The organism is Geodermatophilus sp. URMC 60 (assembly GCF_053502585.1).
In genome coordinates, this window is the sequence record NZ_CP199958.1 from 639309 (window position 1) to 655872 (window position 16564).

A 16564-nucleotide genomic window follows, 5' to 3' on the forward strand; every position below is an offset into this window, starting at 1 on the left:
TGGCGTCGGGGCGCGGGGTGGGCGGGGACGCCGCGGCCGCGCCTCAGAGGACGCGGCGGGCCCCGGCGTAGCCACCCATGTCCACGCTGGTCACCGCGACCGGCTGGCTGAAGGTGCGGGCGTGCACCATCTTCCCGTTCCCGACGTAGATGCCCACGTGGTAGACGGGCGAGCCGAAGAAGACGAGGTCACCGGGCATCAGCTGGCTGCGCGAGACGGCGGCGCCCATCCGCGACTGGGCGCGGCTGGAGTGCGGCAGCGAGACGCCGGCCGCGGCGTAGGCGTAGCTGGTCAGCCCGGAGCAGTCGAAGCCGTCCGGCGTGGAGCCGCCCCAGACGTAGGGGGTGCCGACCTGCGCCAGCGCCGCCTCGAGCACCGCCGCGACGGCGCCGCTGGGGGCGGCGGCCACGACCGCGCCGGTGTCCGGCGGGGCCAGCGACGGGCCGGCGATCGAGGTGGTGACGGCGGCCTGCTCGGCGGCCGAGAGCCGGGCGAAGTCGGCCTCGTAGGCGTCGGCCCGCGTCTGGACCTCCACCCGCTGGCGCTCGAGCTCGGCGAGCGACGCGGTGGCCTGCGCGGCGGTGGCGTCGGCGTCCGCCCGGGCCTGCTCGGCGGCACGCTGCGCCACCGACACCTCGGCCAGCAGACCCTCGGTGTGCGCGGCGATGAGGTCCAGCGTGGTCATCTGCTGGACGACGTCCGCCGCGGAGTCGGAGGTGAGGAACGCGGCCATCCGGGACTGCGAGGTGCCGGCGGTCTGCGCGATGGCTGCCAGCTGCGGGCCGTAGCCGGCGAGCACGCCCTCGGCCCGGGACGCCCGCGCGGCGGCGTCGGCCGCGGTCTGCTGCTGCGCGGCGACGGTCAGCTGGGCCTCGCGGACCTGCTCGTCGAGGGCGGCCAGCTGCCGGCCCGTCTCGGCGACCAGCCGCTGGGCCTCCTCCGCCGACGCCGGGGCGGCGCTCGCGGTCGCCGGGGTCAGCAGCACGGCGACGGCCAGTGCTGCGGAGAGCGGGGCGCTCGCCAGGGCGGCGCACGACCAGCGCCGGCTCGTCGTCCGGTTGCGGCCCATGTCCGGCCCCCTCTCGCCGCGCCCCGCCCCGGGGAGGAGGCGGTGTTCCGAGCGCGTGAGCACGCACGGTAAGGACACCACGTCAAGGGGTAGGGGGCGGCGCGCGGGCCCGGCCCCGGGGTGCGCACCTCAGTGGTCACAGGTCTCCCAGCGGCCCCCTGCGGCGCGGGGGTTCTGGATCCTGTCGGGGGCGCTACCGGCGGCGGGGCGGAGCGGAGCCCGAGGGGGTGCGGTCGGGCGCGAGGGGGACCAGCCGGTCGGCCACCGCGCCGGTCACGAAGGAGTAGACGGCCTTGCCGCCGATGTCGACGACCTGGTCGCGGCGCGACCACGTCCAGGGCGGCGCCCCCACGCCGGTGGCGTTCTCGAGCGTCTGGTCGGTGGCCAGCCGGACCGACGTGTGCCAGGCCGAGGCGCGCCAGCCGCGCAGCCCGCTGGCCGACCACACGCCGCGCAGGGCGCCGACGAGCGCACCGGTGCCCCAGTGCATGAGGTGGTTGCGCACCGGTGGGCGCGCGGACCCCGGCAGCCGGCGACGGGTGGTCAGGGCCGTGAGGGTGCGCGCGGGCACGTAGGAGTCCGGCCGGTGGGTGACGGACTGCTCGACCTTCTCGGCGAGCGTCATGGCCGCGGTGCCGGCCAGACCGGCGAGGGCACCTCGGAGGGCAGCGCGTCCCAGCATGGGCGCAGCCCTACCCGGGCGGGAGTGCGGAGGAACCGCGACCCGGCCCCGCGAGGTGCGGAGCCGGGTCGGGTCGCGGTCGTCGGCCCCGTCCCGGGGCCCGTCCTCGCCCGGCGTGGGACTCCTCCCGGGTCCCGCGCCGAGCTCTCGAGGCGTGGGGGGAGGGGTGGTCCTCCTTCAGCCGGCGAGCGGCTCGGGGGCGTCGAGAGTGGCGACCAGTTCGAGGTCACGGACGATGGCGGTGAGCTCGTCGGCGGTCCACGGCTCGCAGCAGTCGCAGCCGCCCTCGCGGTAGCACACCAGGCCGAGCAGACCCTCGGCCTGGTCCTCGGCGATGGCCAGCCTGCCGGCGGCGGGGTGGCGGTGGCACGCGCACGCCGCAGCGCAGAGGCCCAGCCCCCACCCGGAGACCACGACGGAGTTCCCGTCGTCCCACACCCTGCCGACCTGGAAGACCGACGGCTTCTGAGTCCTCGTCACGGGACCCTCCCCTCACCGGTCCGGCTGTGCCGGAGCCCATCCGTTGCCGGCGGAAGGACCCCTTCCGCCCGGTGCACGTTTCGGCGTGCGTGCGGGGTGGTGAAGCCGAAGGTCCAGCATCCCGCGGAACAGACAGTAGGCGGACAGACGCGGAACGTCATGGCGCCATGCACGACAAGTGTGACGGACCGTTCGCTCCGCCCCACCGGTCCCACGCGTCCCATCCGTGCTGCCGGGCGCGCCCACCCGGACGTCGAGTGGCCGGTTGCCGTGGTCTCCGGACGGTGGCCCCCTGCCGGGCCCGCCGCGGGTTCGCGGGGAGCAGGGGTCCTCCCTCAGCTGGCGGGCGACACCGAGCTCATGTTGAAGTCCGGCACCCGCACGGTGGGCATGGCGGCGCGGGTGAACCAGTCGCTCCACTCGCGGGGCAGGGTCCGCTCGGTGCGGCCGGCCTGGGTGATCCGGCCGAGCAGGTCGACCGGTGACTCGTTGAACCGGAAGTTGTTCACCGCGCCGGTGACCTCGCCGCCCTCGACGAGGAAGACGCCGTCACGGGTGAGCCCGGTGAGCAGCAGCGTCTGGGGGTCCACCTCGCGGATGTACCAGAGCGTCGTCAGCAGCAGCCCGCGGTCGGTGGCCGCGACCATCTCGTCCAGGGACGCCGTGGCGCCCGGCTGCTCGAGGACCAGGTTGTCGACGGCGGCCGTGGCGGGTGCCGTCGTCTTCAGCGCCCAGGCCCGCGGGCGGATCAGGTTGCTGAGCACGCCTCCGGAGATCCACTCGACCGCCGGGGTGGCCATGCCGTTGTCGAACACCGACGCCGAGCCCGACGAGCCGCTGACGACCTGGAACGGACAGGCCTGGAGGCCGGGCTCGAACGGGTCGCTGCGCAGCGTCAGCGGCAGCGCGGCCAGCCGCTCGCCGACCCGGTCGCCGCCGCCCGGCCTGGCGTAGACGTTGCGGCCCTCGTCGGCGTCGCGGGCCTCCATCGTCCAGTACGCGTAGATCATCAGATCGCCGATCGCCGACGGCGGCAGCAGGGTCTCGTAGCGCCCGGCGGGCAGGTCGACCCGGCGCTGCGACCAGCCGAGCCCGCGCTGCACGTCGGCGACCAGGTCGGCCACCGAGACGTCGGCGAAGTCGCGGGTGCCGACGCCGGCCCACACCGAGCGGCTCATGTCACCGCTCTTGCCGTTGAGCTCCACCCGCCCGCTGGGCTGGTCGTGGCGCAGCCGCAGGCCGGTCGACGTCCCGAGGTAGGTGGTGGCCATGCCGTGCTCGGCGTAGCCGAAGAGCAGTTCGTCGCGGTCGCGGGCGCCGCCGAAGGCCTCCCCCAGCGCCGGCGCGAAGTCGCGGAAGACGCCGATCGAGGTCTCCGCGGGGTCGGCGTCCCAGTCGCCGGCGCCGGGCGGCGCCTCGCTGACCAGCGGGACGGCGTCCTCGGCCGGGCCGGCGTCCCGGGCGGCCTGCTCGCTGGCGGCCACCAGCTCCTCGACGTCCGGGCTGCCGGTCCGCGCCACCGTGCCGGCCGCCATCCCGGCGCCGCCGTCGACGAACGAGACGACGACGACCTGCCGCGAGCGCATCGACCCGTTGGTCGTCAGGCTGTTCTTCGCCCAGCGCAGGTTCGCCTCGGAGCTCTCCACGACGAAGGCGACCTGCCCGTCGGCGGTGGAGGCGGCCAGCGCCTTCTCGACGACGTCCTGCGGACGCGACCACGAACTCATCGCCCGGCCTCCTGCACCGTATTGAGGATGTTCACGCCCTCGAACAGGGCCACCGGGCAGCCGTGGCTGACCGGGGCGACCTGCCCGGGCTGGGCCTTGCCGCAGTTGAAGGCGCCGCCGAGCAGGTACGTCTGCGGACCGCCGACGACGCGCATCGCGCCCCAGAAGTCCGTCGTCGTCGCCTGGTAGGCCACGTCGCGCAGCTGACCGGCCAGCTTCCCGCCCTCGATCCGGTAGAAGCGCTGGCCGGTGAACTGGAAGTTGTAGCGCTGCATGTCGATCGACCAGCTCTTGTCGCCGACCACGTAGATGCCGCGCTCGACCCCGGCGATGACCTCGTCGGTGGAGGGGCCGTCGACTGCCGGCTGGAGCGAGACGTTGGCCATCCGCTGCACCGGCGTGTGCTGCGGCGAGTCGGCGAAGGCGCAGCCGTTGGAGCGGGCCATGCCGCCCAGCCGCGCCGTGTTCCGGTCGACCTGGTAGCCGACCAGCACGCCGTCCCTGACGATGTCCCACTGCTGGCCGGCGACGCCCTCGTCGTCCCAGCCGATCGTGGACAGCCCCTGCGGGGCGGTGCGGTCGCCGGTCACGTTCATGATCTCGGAGCCGTAGCGGAGGGTGCCCAGCTTGTCGACGGTGGCGAAGGAAGTGCCGGCGTAGGCGGCCTCGTAACCCAGCGCCCGGTCCAGTTCGGTGGCGTGGCCGATCGACTCGTGGATGGTCAGCCACAGGTTGGACGGGTCGACGACGAGGTCGTAGCGCCCCGCCTGCACCGACGGCGCCTTGGTCTTCTCGCGCAGCAGCTCGGGGATCTCGGCGATCTCGCCGCGCCAGTCCCAGCCGGTGCCGGTCAGGTACTCCCAGCCGCGGCCGGCCGGCGGCGCGATGGTGCGCATGCTCTCGAACGCGCCGGTGGTCCGGTCGACGGTGAGCGCGGTCAGGTCGGGGTGGATCCGCACCCGCTGCTGGCGGGTCCGGGTGCCGGCGGTGTCGGCGTAGTACTTCTGCTCCTTCACCGCCTGGCAGACGGCCTGCACGTGCTCGACGCCATCGGCGGCCAGCAGCTGCTCGGACAGCTCGGTGAGCAGCCCGGTCTTCTCCGCGTCGGGCACCTCGAACGGGTCGACGTCGTGGTCCGACACCCAGACCGCGTCCGGGTACACCGGCTCGGGCGCCAGTTCGACGCGGTCGCTGTTCACCGCCGCCGACACCTGCGCGACCGCGACCGCCTCCTCGGCCAGTCGCACGGCCTCGGCGGCGGTGAGGACGACGCCGGCGGCGAAGCCCCAGGTGCCCTCGTGGACCACGCGCACGGCCAGGCCGAGGTCCTCGCCGTCGGCCAGCGACTCCAGCCGGGCGTCGCGCAGGCTGATCGACTGGGTGCGGATCCGCTCCACCCGCAGGTCGGCGTGCTCGCAGCCGAGGTCGAGGGCCCGGGTGAGCGCGGCGTCGGTCAGCGCGGAGAGCGGGAGGGCGAGGAAGGACGCGTCCACGTCGCGGGAGGCAGCCACCGCCCCTGTCTACCAGGCGGGGTCGGCGGCCCACCGGCGGTGCGGGAGGCGGTCCGGCGGGCCGCCGTCGGCCCGGCCGCCGCGGACGTCGACCCGGTCGGCGCCGGGTCCCAGGGGCCCGCCGCCCGGTCGGAGAGCGGCGCACTAGCCTCGCGGCGTGCCCCGATGCCGGATCCGGGCCGTCGCGGCGGCGGTCCTCACCCTCTCCGCCTGCGCGGGGGCGGGGCTGGACCGGTCCTCGACCGAGGCGTGCGACGCCCTCGCCGCCTGGGCCGCGGCGGGCACCCCGGCCGATCAGCGGGCCGAGGTCACCGAGCGGGTCGGCGACCTGCTCGGACAGTCCGACTCGACGCCGCTCACCGACCCCTACGAGCGGTTCCGCGACACCCGGGAGGAAGACCTCGACTACGCCGCGGTCGTCGAGGCCGGCGCCAACTTCCTCCGCGCCTGCGGTGACCACGGGTGGGAGCGCCCCGGGAGCTGACCCGGTCGCCGGCGCCGACGGCGTGGCCGGGGAGCCGCCGGGGTAGACGCCGCTCATGGCTGCGTCCCTCCCGCCGTCCCCCGCCGACGACGTCACGCTCACCTTCGGCGGGAACGCCACCACGCTGCTGCGGCTCGGGCCGTTCACCCTGCTGACCGACCCGAACTTCCTGCGCCGCGGACAGCGTGCCTACCTCGGCAAGGGACTGTGGACCAAGCGGCTCACCGAGCCCGCGCTGCAGCCCACCCAGCTGCCGGCGCTGGACTCGATCCTGCTGTCGCACCTGCACGCCGACCACTGGGACCGGATCGCCACCCGCACCCTCGACCGCGCCACCCCGGTCATCACCACCCAGGCCGCCGCCCGCGCGCTGGGCCGGCGCGGCTTCCGGGAGACCGTCGACCTCACCCCCTGGCAGCGGCACGAACTGAACCGGGACGGCGCCACGCTGCGGATCACCTCGGTCCCCGGCGTCCACGGCCCCCAGCCGGTCGCGAAGCTGCTGCCGCCGGTGATGGGCAGCGTGCTCGAGCTGGTGCGCGACGGCGAGGTGTCCTGGCGCGGCTACATCAGCGGCGACACCGTCTTCCGCCCCGAGCTCGGCGAGGTGCTGGAGCGCTGCGGACCGCTGGACGTCGTCATCCCGCACCTGGGCGGCACCAAGGCGCTCGGGTTCACCGTGACGATGGACGGCCGGCAGGGCGCCGACCTCGTGGAGCTGCTCAAGCCGCCGGTCACCGTGCCCGTGCACTACGACGACTACGACCGGTTCGCCTCGCCGCTGGGCGACTTCGTCCGTGAGGTGGCCGCCCGCCGCGCGCCCGGCGAGATCCGCGCCGTGACCCGAGGCGAGACGATCTCCCTGCGAGCGTGATCACCGCGGCCACGTGCCGTCCCCGACCTGGGCCGAGCCCCTCAGCCGCCGGCCAGGCGTCTCGCCCGTTCGGCGACGTCGGCGCGCAGCGCCTCGGCGTCCACCGTCGTGCAGGCGCCGTCGCGCACCACCTGCCGCCCCCCGACCCAGGTGTCGCGGACCAGCCGCGAGGTGCCCGACCAGACCAGGTGGGTGAGCAGGTCGGCCGGGTCCAGCACCGGCTCGAAGCCCAGGTCGCGGGTGTCGACGTGCACCAGGTCCGCCCGGCGGCCGACGGCCACCTGACCCAGGTCCGGGCGGCCGATCGCGTCGGCGGCCCCACCGGTGGCCAGCCAGAACGCCTCGGCGGCGGTCAGCGCGGTGGCCGAGCGCTCGCGGAGCCGGGCCAGGCCCGCGGCCAGCCGGACGTCGGCCAGCAGGTCCAGACCGTCGTTGGACGCCGGCCCGTCGGTGCCCAGGCCGACCCGGACGCCGCGGTCGAGCATCGCCCGCACCGGCGCGATCCCGCTGGCCAGTTTCGCGTTGCTGGCCGGGCAGTGCACCACCGCGACGTCGTACTCGCGCCACAGCTCCAGGTCGCCGTCGTCCACGTGCACGCTGTGCGCGGCCAGCACCCGCCCACCCAGGACGTCGTGCGCGGCCAGCAGCGAGGGCACCGACAGCCCGTGGGTGGCCAGCAGGTCCGCGCCCTCGCCTGCGGTCTCGGCGACGTGCAGGTGCAGCAGCAGGCCGCGCTCCCGCGTGGCGGCCGCGGCGTCGCGCAGCACGGGCAGGGGCAGCGTGTAGGCCGCGTGCGGGCCGATGCCGTACTCGACGGCGCCGTCGCCGGGCGCGGCGGCCGCCAGCGCCACCGCGTCGGCCAGCTGCTCGGCCAGCGGCGGCATCCCGGGCAGCGGCAGCAGCGGGGTGGCGATGACCGCGCGGGCCCCGGTGCGGCCGACGGCGGCGGCGATCCGCTCGGGCGAGAAGTACATCTCGACGCTGGTGGTGACCCCGCCGCGGAGCATCTCCGCGGACGCCGCGGTCATCGCCACCTCGACGTCCTCGGGGGTGAGCCGGGCCTCCCGCGGCCAGATCACCTCGCGCAGCCAGCGGGCGAGCGACAGGCCCTCGGCCTGCCCGCGGAACAGCACCATCGGCGCGTGCGAGTGGGCGTTCACCAGCCCCGGCAGCAGCACCCCGGGGACGGCGACCACCTCGGCGTCCCCGGCGTCCGGCGCGTCGGCGGCCGGGCCGACCCAGGTGAGCGTGCCGTCCTCGGCGTCGACCACGGCGTCGGGCACCACCGTGCCGGCGCGGTCCCCGACGACGACGGCCCGGGCGGTGAAGCGCTGCCGCATGGGTGGCGAACCTACCCCCGCAGCTGCCCGGTGCCGCCCCGAGCGCGCCGTTACCGTGGGGCGCATGTCCTTCCTCGCCGCCGCGGCCTCCTCCGACCAGGGCGGCATCACCGGGTTCCTGCTCGACATGGTGGAGCGGCTGGGCGCGGTGGGCGTCGGCTTCGCCATCCTGCTCGAGACGGTCATCCCGCCCATCCCCAGCGAGGCGGTGCTCGGCCTGGCCGGGGTGCTCATCAACGACGACCGGCTCTCCATCGTGCCGGTGGTCCTGTTCGCCACCCTGGGGTCGATCCTCGGCGCGGTCTTCTTCTACTACGTCGGCCGGGCGCTGGGCCCGCGCCGCTCGCACGCCTTCCTCGACAGGTTGCCGCTGGTGGAGACCGAGGACGTCGACAGGACCTTCGCCTGGTTCGAGCGGCACGGGCGCTCGGCGGTGTTCTTCGGCCGGATGGTGCCGATCGTGCGCAGCTTCATCTCCGTCCCCGCCGGGGTCGTGCGCATGCCCTTCGCCCAGTTCGTCGTCTACTCCGCCGCCGGCAGCCTGATCTGGAACAGCGTGCTCATCGGCCTCGGTGTGGCGGCCGGCGACTTCGTGCAGCAGAACCTGCACTACCTCGACTACGCCGTCGTCGCCGCGGTCGCGCTCGGCATCGGCTACCTGGTCCTCAAGCGCTACCGGGACGTCCGCCGGCACCGGCGGGCCCGCCGCGCCGGCAGCGACGAGAGCCGGTCGGCGTGAGCGGGCTGCGCCCCGCGGTCGTCGCCTTCGACGTCAACGAGACGCTGCTCGACCTGGGCCCCGTGCGCGCCGCGCTGATCGAGCTCGGCCAGCCGGCCGACCTGCTGCCCGCCGTCTTCTCCCGCACCCTGCTCACCGGCTTCGCCGCTGCCACGGCGGGCACCTGGTGCCGCTTCCGCGAGGCCTTCGACGCCGCGCTCGCCCAGGCCACCGACCTGGGGGACGCCGACCGGTCGCAGGTGACCGACGCCTTCCTCGAGCTCGCTCCGCACCCCGACGTCGAGCCCGCGCTGCGCCGGCTGGTCGAGGCCGGCGTCCGGGTCGTGACGCTGACCCACGGCTCCCCCGGCGTCGCGGAGGCGGGGCTGGAGCGCGGTGGCATCAGCCCGCTGGTGGAGCGCTCGCTGTCCAGCGAGGTGATCCGGGCGTGGAAGCCGGCGCGCGAGGTGTACCTCTGGGCGGCCGGGGTCTGCGACGTCGAGCCGGGGCGGCTGGCGCTGGTCGCGTCGCACGGCTGGGACGTCCACGGCGCGCTCCGGGCGGGCCTGACCGCCGCGTGGTTCCCGCGCTCCGAGCGGGTCTACCCGGCGGTGTACGACCCCGCCGCGCTCGTCGCCGGCGACCTGGCCGGTGCGGTCGACGCGCTGCTCGCCCTGCCCCGGCCGTGAGCGAGGTCGCGACCCCGCTCGGCCCGGCGCGCGTCGACGTCACCGAGCCCGCGGGCGCCGTCGTCGGCACGCTGGTGCTCGGCCACGGCGCCGGCGGAGGCATCGGGTCGGCCGACCTGGCCGCGGTCACCGCCGACGCCGCCGCGGCCGGCTGGCGGGTGCTGGGCGTCGAGCAGCCCTGGCGGGTGGCGGGGAGGCGGATCGCCCCGGCGCCGCCCCGGCTGGACGAGGGCTGGACGGCGGTGCTCGCCGCACTGCGGGACGACGACCGGCTCACCGGGCCGCTGGTGCTCGGCGGCCGCAGCGCCGGCGCCCGGGTGGCCTGCCGGACGGCGGCTGCGCTCGAGGCGGACGGCGTGCTGTGCCTGGCGTTCCCGCTGCACCCGCCTCGCCGGCCCGAGCGCACTCGCGCCGGCGAGCTGACCGCCGTGGGGGTGCCGCTGGGCGTCGTGCAGGGTGAGCGGGACGCGTTCGGCCGCCCCGAGGAGCTCGCCGCCGTGCTGACCGGACGGCCCGGCGCCTCGCTCTACGCCGTTCCCGGCGACCACGCGCTGACCCGCTCCCCGGGCGTCGTCGCCCTGGCCGCCGTCGACTGGCTGGCCGGGGTCGCCGGGGTCTCCCCCGGCGACCCCGCGGGTGTCAGCGGCGGCGCCGCCGGACGACCAGCGTGACGACCAGCAGCAGCGCCGCGACACCGGCCAGCGGCGCGGCGTAGCGGGTCAGCGCGGCGCCGCCGGCGACCTCGAGCAGGTCGATCGGCTCGGGCTCGGCGTGCTTGGGCCCGGTCTGGCGGGGCGTGGGGGCGACCGGCGTGGTGGCCGGGGCGGAGGCAGCGGGGCTGGTGGCCGGTGCGGCCGGCGCGGTGCTGGTCGCAGCCGGGGCAGCGGTGGCCGCGACGGGCGCGGTGTCGCCCCCCGAGACCCGGTCCGTGGTGGCCGCAGCGGTCTCCCTGGCCGCCGCCGCGGTCGTGCGGGTCTTCTCCGCCACGGCGTTGTCCCCCGGCACCTGCTCGGCGGAGGCGGCGACCTCCTCGGCCGCACCCGCCGCCACGGCCGCGGCCTTCTTCGCCGGCGTCGCCTGCCCCGCGGGCGCGGGTGTGGCGGCCGCCGTCGCCCCCTCGTCACCGGAGGCGAGCTGTGCGGCGAGTTTGTCGGCGAACTGGCCGAGCAGCTTGTTGCCGACGTCGGTCATGACGCCACGGCCGAACTGGGCCGGCCGACCGGTGATGTTGAGGTCGGTCAGGACGTCGACGCGCGTGGTGTCACCTTCGGCCTTCAGCTGCGCGGTGATGAGCGCGGCGGCGGTGCCGTTGCCGCGCTGGTCCTTGCCGCGGCCGTCGATGACCGCCTTGTGCGCCGCCTCGTCCTTCTCGACGAACGAGGCCTTGCCCTGGTAGGTCAGGTTGATCGGGCCGAGCTTCACCTTGACCCGGCCGGTGAAGTCGTCACCGGTGACCGAGTCGAGGGCCGCACCGGGCATGCACGGCGCGATCCGCTCGATGTCCAGCAGCACCCGCCAGGCTTCGTCGATCGGCACGGGGACGGTGAACGAGTTCTCCAACTGCACGGTGCTACCTCCGAGGTGCGGCGGTCGGCCGGCCCGCCCACGAGGGGCGGGCCGGCCGGATCGGGCTCGGCCCCGTCCAGGGCGCCGCCCCGAGCGTGCGAGGGGTGGGGAGGACGGGGTCCTTCAAGCTACAGCCCCGCCGCGGCGGTCACCGCGCGACGAGTCAGCACCTGCGCCAGGTGCTCCCGGTAGTCCGCCTGCGCGTTGAGGTCGCTGGTGGGAGAGGTCCCCTCGGCGGCCGACCGGGCCGCCGCGGCGATCGTCTCCGGGCTGGCCTCGGCACCGGCCAGCGCGGCCTCCACCGCGCTCGCCCGCAGCGGCGTGGTGCCCATGTTGGTCAGCCCGATCCGCGCCTCGGCGATGTGCCCGTCCTCCCGCCGGACGACCGCGGCCACCGCCACGATCGACCACGCCTGCGCCACCCGGTTGAACTTCTCGTAGCGCATCCCCCACTCACCGGCCAGCTTGGGGACGCGGATCTCGACGAGCAGCTCCCCCTCCTCGAGCGCGGTGGTGAGGTAGTCGACGAAGAACTCCGACGCCGGCACCGTCCGCCGCCCCTCGAGGCCGGCGATGACCAGCTCCGCGTCCAGGGCGAGCGCCACCGCCGGCAGGTCGCCCGCGGGGTCGGCGTGGACCAGGGCCCCGCCGAAGGTGCCACGGGCGCGGACCTGCCGGTCGGCCACCGTCTCGGTCGCCTCGGCGATGAGCGGCGCGTGCTGCTGCACCAGCGGGTCGGTCATGACGTCGTGGTGCGTCGTCATGGCCCCGATGACGATGGCGTCGCCGTCGTCCCGGACCCCGCGCAGCTCGGCGATCCGGCTCAGGTCGACCACCGTCTCCGGCGCGGCCAGCCGCAGCCGCATGACGGGGATCAGCGACTGGCCCCCGGCGAGGACCTTGACGTCGTCCCCACCCTCGGCGATGGCCTGCAGGGCCTCGTCGACGGTGGTGGGACGGGCGTACTCGAACGGAGCGGGGATCATGGCTCGACTCCTTCGTCGACGCAGGTCATGGCTCGTCCCCCCTGTCGCCTCGGCGGGATCACCGGTCGCCTCCGAGGGCCGACTGGGGGGTGGACACGCCTGCGGTCGTCTCGGTCTGGGCTCCGCCCCAGGCGTTGGTACCGGCGGTGGCGCGCTCGCCGCCGTCCCCGCCCTGGTGGATGGCCCGCCAGACCCGTTCCGGGGTCAGCGGCATCCGGATGTCGCGCACCCCGAGGTGCCGGACGGCGTCCAGCGCGGCGTTCACCACCGCCGGCGTGCTCGCGATGGTGCCGGCCTCGCCGACCCCCTTCGCGCCGATCGGGTTGCCCGGGGCCTCGTGCACCGTGTTGTCGGTCTCGAAGTGCGGCAGGTCGGCCGCCGAGGGCACCAGGTAGTCGACGAAGCTGCCGGTGGTGAGGTTGCCGTCGGCGTCGTAGACGGCCTCCTCGAACAGCGCCTGGGCGATGCCCTGCGCCAGCCCGCCGTGGATCTGCCCCTCGACGATGAGCGGGTTGACGATCGTCCCGACGTCGTCCACGCAGGCGTACTTGCGGATCTTCGCCATGCCGGTCTCGGTGTCGACCTCCATGGCGCAGATGTGGGTGCCGTGCGGGAAGGAGAAGTTCTCCGGATCGTAGGTCGCGTCCGCGTCGATCGAGGGCTCCACGCCCTCGGGGAAGTTGTGCGCCGCGAACGTGGCCAGGGCGATCTCCTGGATGGAGACCTCCGAGCCGGGGGTCCCGCGGACGGAGAACTTCCCGCCGGAGAAGTCGAGGTCGTCCTCGCTGGCCTCGAGCAGGTGGGCGGCGACCCTGCGGGCCTTGGCGACGACCTTCTCGGCCGCGTTGACCACCGCGGCCCCGCCGACCACCAGCGACCGGGAGCCGTAGGTGTCCAGCCCGCGCGGGGAGATCGAGGTGTCGCCGTGCAGCACCTCGATGTCCTCGAACGGCACGCCGAGCCGGTCGGCGACCAGCTGGCTCCACGCCGTCTCGTGGCCCTGGCCGTGCGGGGTGGCCCCGCTGACCACCTCGACCTTGCCGGTCGGCAGCATCCGGATGGAGGCGTGCTCCCAGCCGCCGGCGCCGTAGGACAGCGAGCCGAGCACCCGGGAGGGGGCCAGGCCGCACATCTCGGTGAAGGTGGAGAAGCCGATGCCGAGCTGCACCGGGTCGTTCGACTCCCGGCGGCGGCGCTGCTCCTCACGCAGCTCGTCGTAGCCGATGAGCTGCAGGGCCCTCTGGGTCGCGGTCTCGTAGTCGCCGCTGTCGTAGGTCATCCCGGCGACCGAGGTGAACGGGAACTCCTCGGCCTTGATCCAGTTCTTGCGGCGCAGCTCCAGCGGGTCCATGTCCAGCTCGACGGCGAGCTCGTCCATGATCCGCTCGACGGCGAAGGTCGCCTCGGGGCGTCCGGCGCCGCGGTAGGCGTCGGTCGGCGTCTTGTTGGTGAAGATGCCGTCGCACTCGAACCGGTAGGCCGGGAACTTGTAGATGCCGTTGAACATGAAGGCGCCGAGCACCGGGACGCCGGGGCTGACCAGCCGCAGGTAGGCGCCCATGTCGGCGAGGATCCGGCAGCGCAGGCCCTTGACGTTGCCCTCGCGGTCGGCGGCGATGTCGATGTACTGGATCTGGTCGCGGCCGTGGTGGGCCGTCATCAGCGACTCGCTGCGGGTCTCGGTCCACTTGACCGGCTTCCCGAGCCGGCGGGCCACCAGCAGGCTGATGACCTCCTCAGGGGTCACCTGCAGCTTGCCGCCGAAGCCGCCGCCGACGTCGGGGGCGACGACCCGCAGCTTGTGCTCGGGCACCCCGGTGACCATCGCGAGCATGATCCGCAGGATGTGCGGCACCTGGGTCGAGGACCACATCGTGTAGTTGTCGCCCTGCGGCTGGACGACGACCGAGCGCGGCTCCATGAACGCGGGGATCAGCCGCTGCTGCACGAACCGGCGGCTGACCACGACGTCGGCGTCGGCGAAGGCCTGGTCGGTGTCGGCACCGGTGCCGGCCTCACCGCCGTCGAAGACGAAGTGGAAGCTGCGGTTGGACTCGAGGTGGTCGTGGGTCAGCTGCGCGCCCTCGGCGACCGCCTCCTCCATGTCCAGCACCGCGGGCAGCAGGTCGTAGTCGACGTCCACCAGCTCGACGGCGTCCTGCGCGGCGGCCTTGCTGCGGGCCACGATCACCGCGACGGCCTCGCCGACGTGGTTGACCTCGTCGACCGCGATCGACGGGTGCCCGGGGTTGACCATGTCGGGGGTGACCGGCCAGGCGCACGGGATCGAGCCCTGCTCGTCGGCCACGTCGCGCCCGGTGAGGACGGCGAGAACGCCCGGGGCCTCCTGGGCGGCGCTGACGTCGATCGAGCTGATCTTCCCGTGCGCCACGGGGCTGCGGACGACGGCCAGGTGCAGCATCCCGGGCAGCACCATGTTGTCGGTCCAGGTGGTCCGGCCGGTGATCAGCCGGGCGTCCTCCTTGCGGCGCCGGGCCTTGCCGACCTCGCGCTCCGGCGCCTCGGTGGAGGCCCGGTCCTCGACGGCGGTCATGAGTTCACCGCCACGTGCGGAGCGGCCGCGGTGTCGACCTCGGCCGGGGAGACGTGCCCGTTGCCACTGCCGCGCATCTCGCCGGCGGCCTGCTGAACCGCGCGGACGATGTTCTGGTACCCGGTGCAGCGACAGAGGTTGCCCTCTATGCCCTCGCGGACCTCGGTGTCGCTGGGGTCCGGGTTCTCCTTGAGCAGGTCGACCGAGGCCATGATCATGCCCGGCGTGCAGTACCCGCACTGCAGGCCGTGCAACTCGTGGAAGGCCTTCTGCACCGGGTGCAGGCCGCCCTCGGGCGCCAGCCCCTCGATGGTGGTCACCTCGCCGCCGTCGGCCTGGACGGCCAGCACGGTGCAGGACTTCACCGCCGAGCCGTCCAGGTGGACGGTGCACGCGCCGCAGTTGCTGGTGTCGCACCCGATGACGGTGCCGACCTTCCCCAGCTGCTCCCTCAGGTAGTGCACCAGCAGCGTCCGGGGTTCGACGTCGTCGGTGTACGTCACCCCGTCCACCCGCACGTTGATCTGGGTCACCGTTTCCTCCGCTCCTCTGCAGGGGTCGCGTGCGGCCGGGCACAGCCCCACCTGGGGCGAGTGTGGCGAGGACCACGTGACTTAGGCCACGCTTACCTGGGGCGGAGGCACGCGCACGGCTCCGCACCAGCGGACATCCAGGGCCCGATCGACCGCGTGAGCGGGGCGTGTGGCCCCTGCAGGTCCGCAGCCGCGGGCGACGGGCAACGTTGCAGCGCCGTTGCAGCCGACCGCAGGCGGGACCCGGGTGGATCAGCCGCGGGACGGCGTAGTTAGGTGAGGCTCACCTACTCGGAGGGATGACCCATGCCCGTTCGCCCGTCCCTGCGCGGCGCCGCCCTGCTCGCCGCCACCGTCCTCGTCGCCGGCTGCGGCACCGGTGACGACGGTTCCTCCGGGGACGCCGCCGCACCGAGCAGCTCGCCGGCCTCCAGCGGCGCCTTCCCCGTCACCGTCGAGACCGCCTTCGGCCCGGTCGAGATCACCGAGGAGCCGCAGCGGGTGGTCGCCCTCGGCTGGTCCGACGCCGAGACCGCGCTGGCGCTGGGCGTGCAGCCGGTGGGCGCCAGCGACTGGCTGGGCTTCGGCGGCGAGGGCGTGGGGCCGTGGGCGGAGGGCCTCTACGACGAGGCCCCGGAGATCATCGAGACGCTCGAGCCGAGCCTCGAGGCGATCGCCGCGCTGCAGCCCGACCTCATCCTCGACACCCGCTCCGACGGCACCCAGGCGCGCTACGACCAGCTCGACGCGATCGCCCCGACCGTGGGCGCGCCCGAGGGCGTCGGCCCGTACCAGACGACCTGGCAGCAGCAGCTGGACCTGGTCGGCCAGGCGCTGGGCCGCGCGGAGCAGGCCGACGAGCTGCAGGCCGAGGTCGAGCAGCAGTTCACCGAGGCCGCGGAGGCCAACCCGGGGTTCGCCGGCACCGAGGTGGCCGTCGGCGCCTACACCTCCGAGGGCTTCGGGGCCTACGTGCGCGGCGACTCCCGGGTCGACTTCATGGAGGCGCTGGGCTTCACCAACGAGCCGGCGATCCAGGACCTGGCCGGCGAGAACTTCTTCGTCTCGATCAGCGAGGAGCAGGTGCCGCTGCTCGACGCACCGCTCACCGTCGTCTTCCCGATCTTCGTCGACGCCGCGCAGATCACCGGCAACCCGCTGTGGCAGGCACTGCCCGCGGTGCAGCAGGGCAACGCCCTGGTGCTCGAGGACCCGACGCTGGTCAGCGCCTTCTCCAGCGGCTCGGCGCTGGGCACCCGGTACGCGCTGGAGAACGGCGTGCCGCTGTTCGCGCAGGCGCTCGCCGGCTGAGGCCGCCCTGCGGTGGAAGGACCCCCTGCCCCCGCCGCTC

16 protein-coding genes are annotated in these 16564 nt (G+C 74.8%); 6 read left to right on the top strand and 10 right to left on the bottom strand.

Going from position 1 to position 16564, the window contains the following annotated elements:
• Positions 1–43: 43 nt before the first annotated feature.
• From ACWIX3_RS03145 to ACWIX3_RS03165, 5 genes are all read right to left on the bottom strand, one after another.
• Positions 44–1069: a C40 family peptidase gene (locus ACWIX3_RS03145; protein WP_448610626.1), complete on the bottom strand. Its 1026-nt coding sequence runs from the start codon at positions 1067–1069 to the stop codon at positions 44–46.
• 193 nt (positions 1070–1262) lie between these two features.
• Positions 1263–1751 carry a hypothetical protein gene (locus ACWIX3_RS03150; RefSeq protein ID WP_448610627.1) on the bottom strand — a complete coding sequence of 163 codons (489 nt, stop codon included), beginning with the start codon at positions 1749–1751 and terminating at the stop codon, positions 1263–1265.
• Between the two features lie 177 nt (positions 1752–1928).
• Entirely contained in the window at positions 1929–2231 is a 303-nt protein-coding gene (locus ACWIX3_RS03155) for a hypothetical protein (RefSeq protein WP_448610628.1), read from the bottom strand.
• A gap of 335 nt (positions 2232–2566) precedes the next feature.
• The gene (locus tag ACWIX3_RS03160; RefSeq protein ID WP_448610629.1) at positions 2567–3958 is read right to left on the bottom strand and encodes a metallopeptidase TldD-related protein; all 1392 of its coding nucleotides are present in this window, start codon (positions 3956–3958) and stop codon (positions 2567–2569) included.
• The gene (locus ACWIX3_RS03165; RefSeq protein WP_448610630.1) at positions 3955–5469 is read right to left on the bottom strand and encodes a TldD/PmbA family protein; all 1515 of its coding nucleotides are present in this window, start codon (positions 5467–5469) and stop codon (positions 3955–3957) included. The genes ACWIX3_RS03160 and ACWIX3_RS03165 overlap by 4 nt, the downstream gene beginning before the upstream one ends.
• 157 nt (positions 5470–5626) lie before the next feature.
• On the opposite strand from ACWIX3_RS03165, the gene ACWIX3_RS03170 reads away from it, so the two are divergent.
• Both ACWIX3_RS03170 and ACWIX3_RS03175 read left to right on the top strand, forming a co-directional pair.
• A complete protein-coding gene (locus ACWIX3_RS03170; protein WP_448610631.1) occupies positions 5627–5953 on the top strand; it encodes a hypothetical protein in 327 nt (108 codons plus the stop codon).
• A gap of 55 nt (positions 5954–6008) precedes the next feature.
• Complete coding sequence (locus tag ACWIX3_RS03175) at positions 6009–6827, top strand: MBL fold metallo-hydrolase (protein WP_448610632.1); 819 nt, start codon at positions 6009–6011, stop codon at positions 6825–6827.
• 41 nt (positions 6828–6868) lie between these two features.
• Here the strand turns inward: ACWIX3_RS03175 and ACWIX3_RS03180 are convergent, their stop codons facing one another.
• On the bottom strand, positions 6869–8167 hold the full coding sequence (locus ACWIX3_RS03180; protein WP_448610633.1) for an amidohydrolase family protein: 1299 nt from the start codon (positions 8165–8167) through the stop codon (positions 6869–6871).
• Between the two features lie 64 nt (positions 8168–8231).
• Between ACWIX3_RS03180 and ACWIX3_RS03185 the strand changes: the two genes are divergently transcribed.
• From ACWIX3_RS03185 to ACWIX3_RS03195, 3 genes are read left to right on the top strand one after another with little or no spacing between them, the layout of a single operon-like run.
• Positions 8232–8906, top strand: coding sequence for a DedA family protein (locus tag ACWIX3_RS03185; RefSeq protein WP_448610634.1), 675 nt, complete (start codon positions 8232–8234; stop codon positions 8904–8906).
• The gene (locus tag ACWIX3_RS03190) at positions 8903–9574 is read left to right on the top strand and encodes an HAD-IA family hydrolase (RefSeq protein WP_448610635.1); all 672 of its coding nucleotides are present in this window, start codon (positions 8903–8905) and stop codon (positions 9572–9574) included. The genes ACWIX3_RS03185 and ACWIX3_RS03190 overlap by 4 nt, the downstream gene beginning before the upstream one ends.
• Positions 9571–10245, top strand: coding sequence for an alpha/beta hydrolase family protein (locus ACWIX3_RS03195; protein WP_448610636.1), 675 nt, complete (start codon positions 9571–9573; stop codon positions 10243–10245). Before ACWIX3_RS03190 ends, ACWIX3_RS03195 begins: the two co-directional genes overlap by 4 nt.
• On the opposite strand, the gene ACWIX3_RS03200 is transcribed toward ACWIX3_RS03195, so the two are convergent.
• From ACWIX3_RS03200 to ACWIX3_RS03215, 4 genes are all read right to left on the bottom strand, one after another.
• A complete protein-coding gene (locus tag ACWIX3_RS03200; protein ID WP_448610637.1) occupies positions 10214–11140 on the bottom strand; it encodes an SRPBCC family protein in 927 nt (308 codons plus the stop codon). The two genes, ACWIX3_RS03195 and ACWIX3_RS03200, sit on opposite strands and share 32 nt — an antisense overlap.
• Before the next feature lie 128 nt (positions 11141–11268).
• Positions 11269–12126: an FAD binding domain-containing protein gene (locus ACWIX3_RS03205; protein WP_448610638.1), complete on the bottom strand. Its 858-nt coding sequence runs from the start codon at positions 12124–12126 to the stop codon at positions 11269–11271.
• A gap of 58 nt (positions 12127–12184) precedes the next feature.
• Positions 12185–14680: a xanthine dehydrogenase family protein molybdopterin-binding subunit gene (locus tag ACWIX3_RS03210; RefSeq protein WP_448610639.1), complete on the bottom strand. Its 2496-nt coding sequence runs from the start codon at positions 14678–14680 to the stop codon at positions 12185–12187.
• Positions 14677–15213 carry a (2Fe-2S)-binding protein gene (locus tag ACWIX3_RS03215; RefSeq protein ID WP_448610640.1) on the bottom strand — a complete coding sequence of 179 codons (537 nt, stop codon included), beginning with the start codon at positions 15211–15213 and terminating at the stop codon, positions 14677–14679. Before ACWIX3_RS03215 ends, ACWIX3_RS03210 begins: the two co-directional genes overlap by 4 nt.
• Positions 15214–15519: 306 nt before the next feature.
• Here ACWIX3_RS03215 and ACWIX3_RS03220 point away from each other — a divergent pair, with 306 nt between their 5' ends.
• Positions 15520–16524: an iron-siderophore ABC transporter substrate-binding protein gene (locus ACWIX3_RS03220; RefSeq protein WP_448610641.1), complete on the top strand. Its 1005-nt coding sequence runs from the start codon at positions 15520–15522 to the stop codon at positions 16522–16524.
• The last annotated feature ends 40 nt before the right edge of the window (positions 16525–16564 follow it).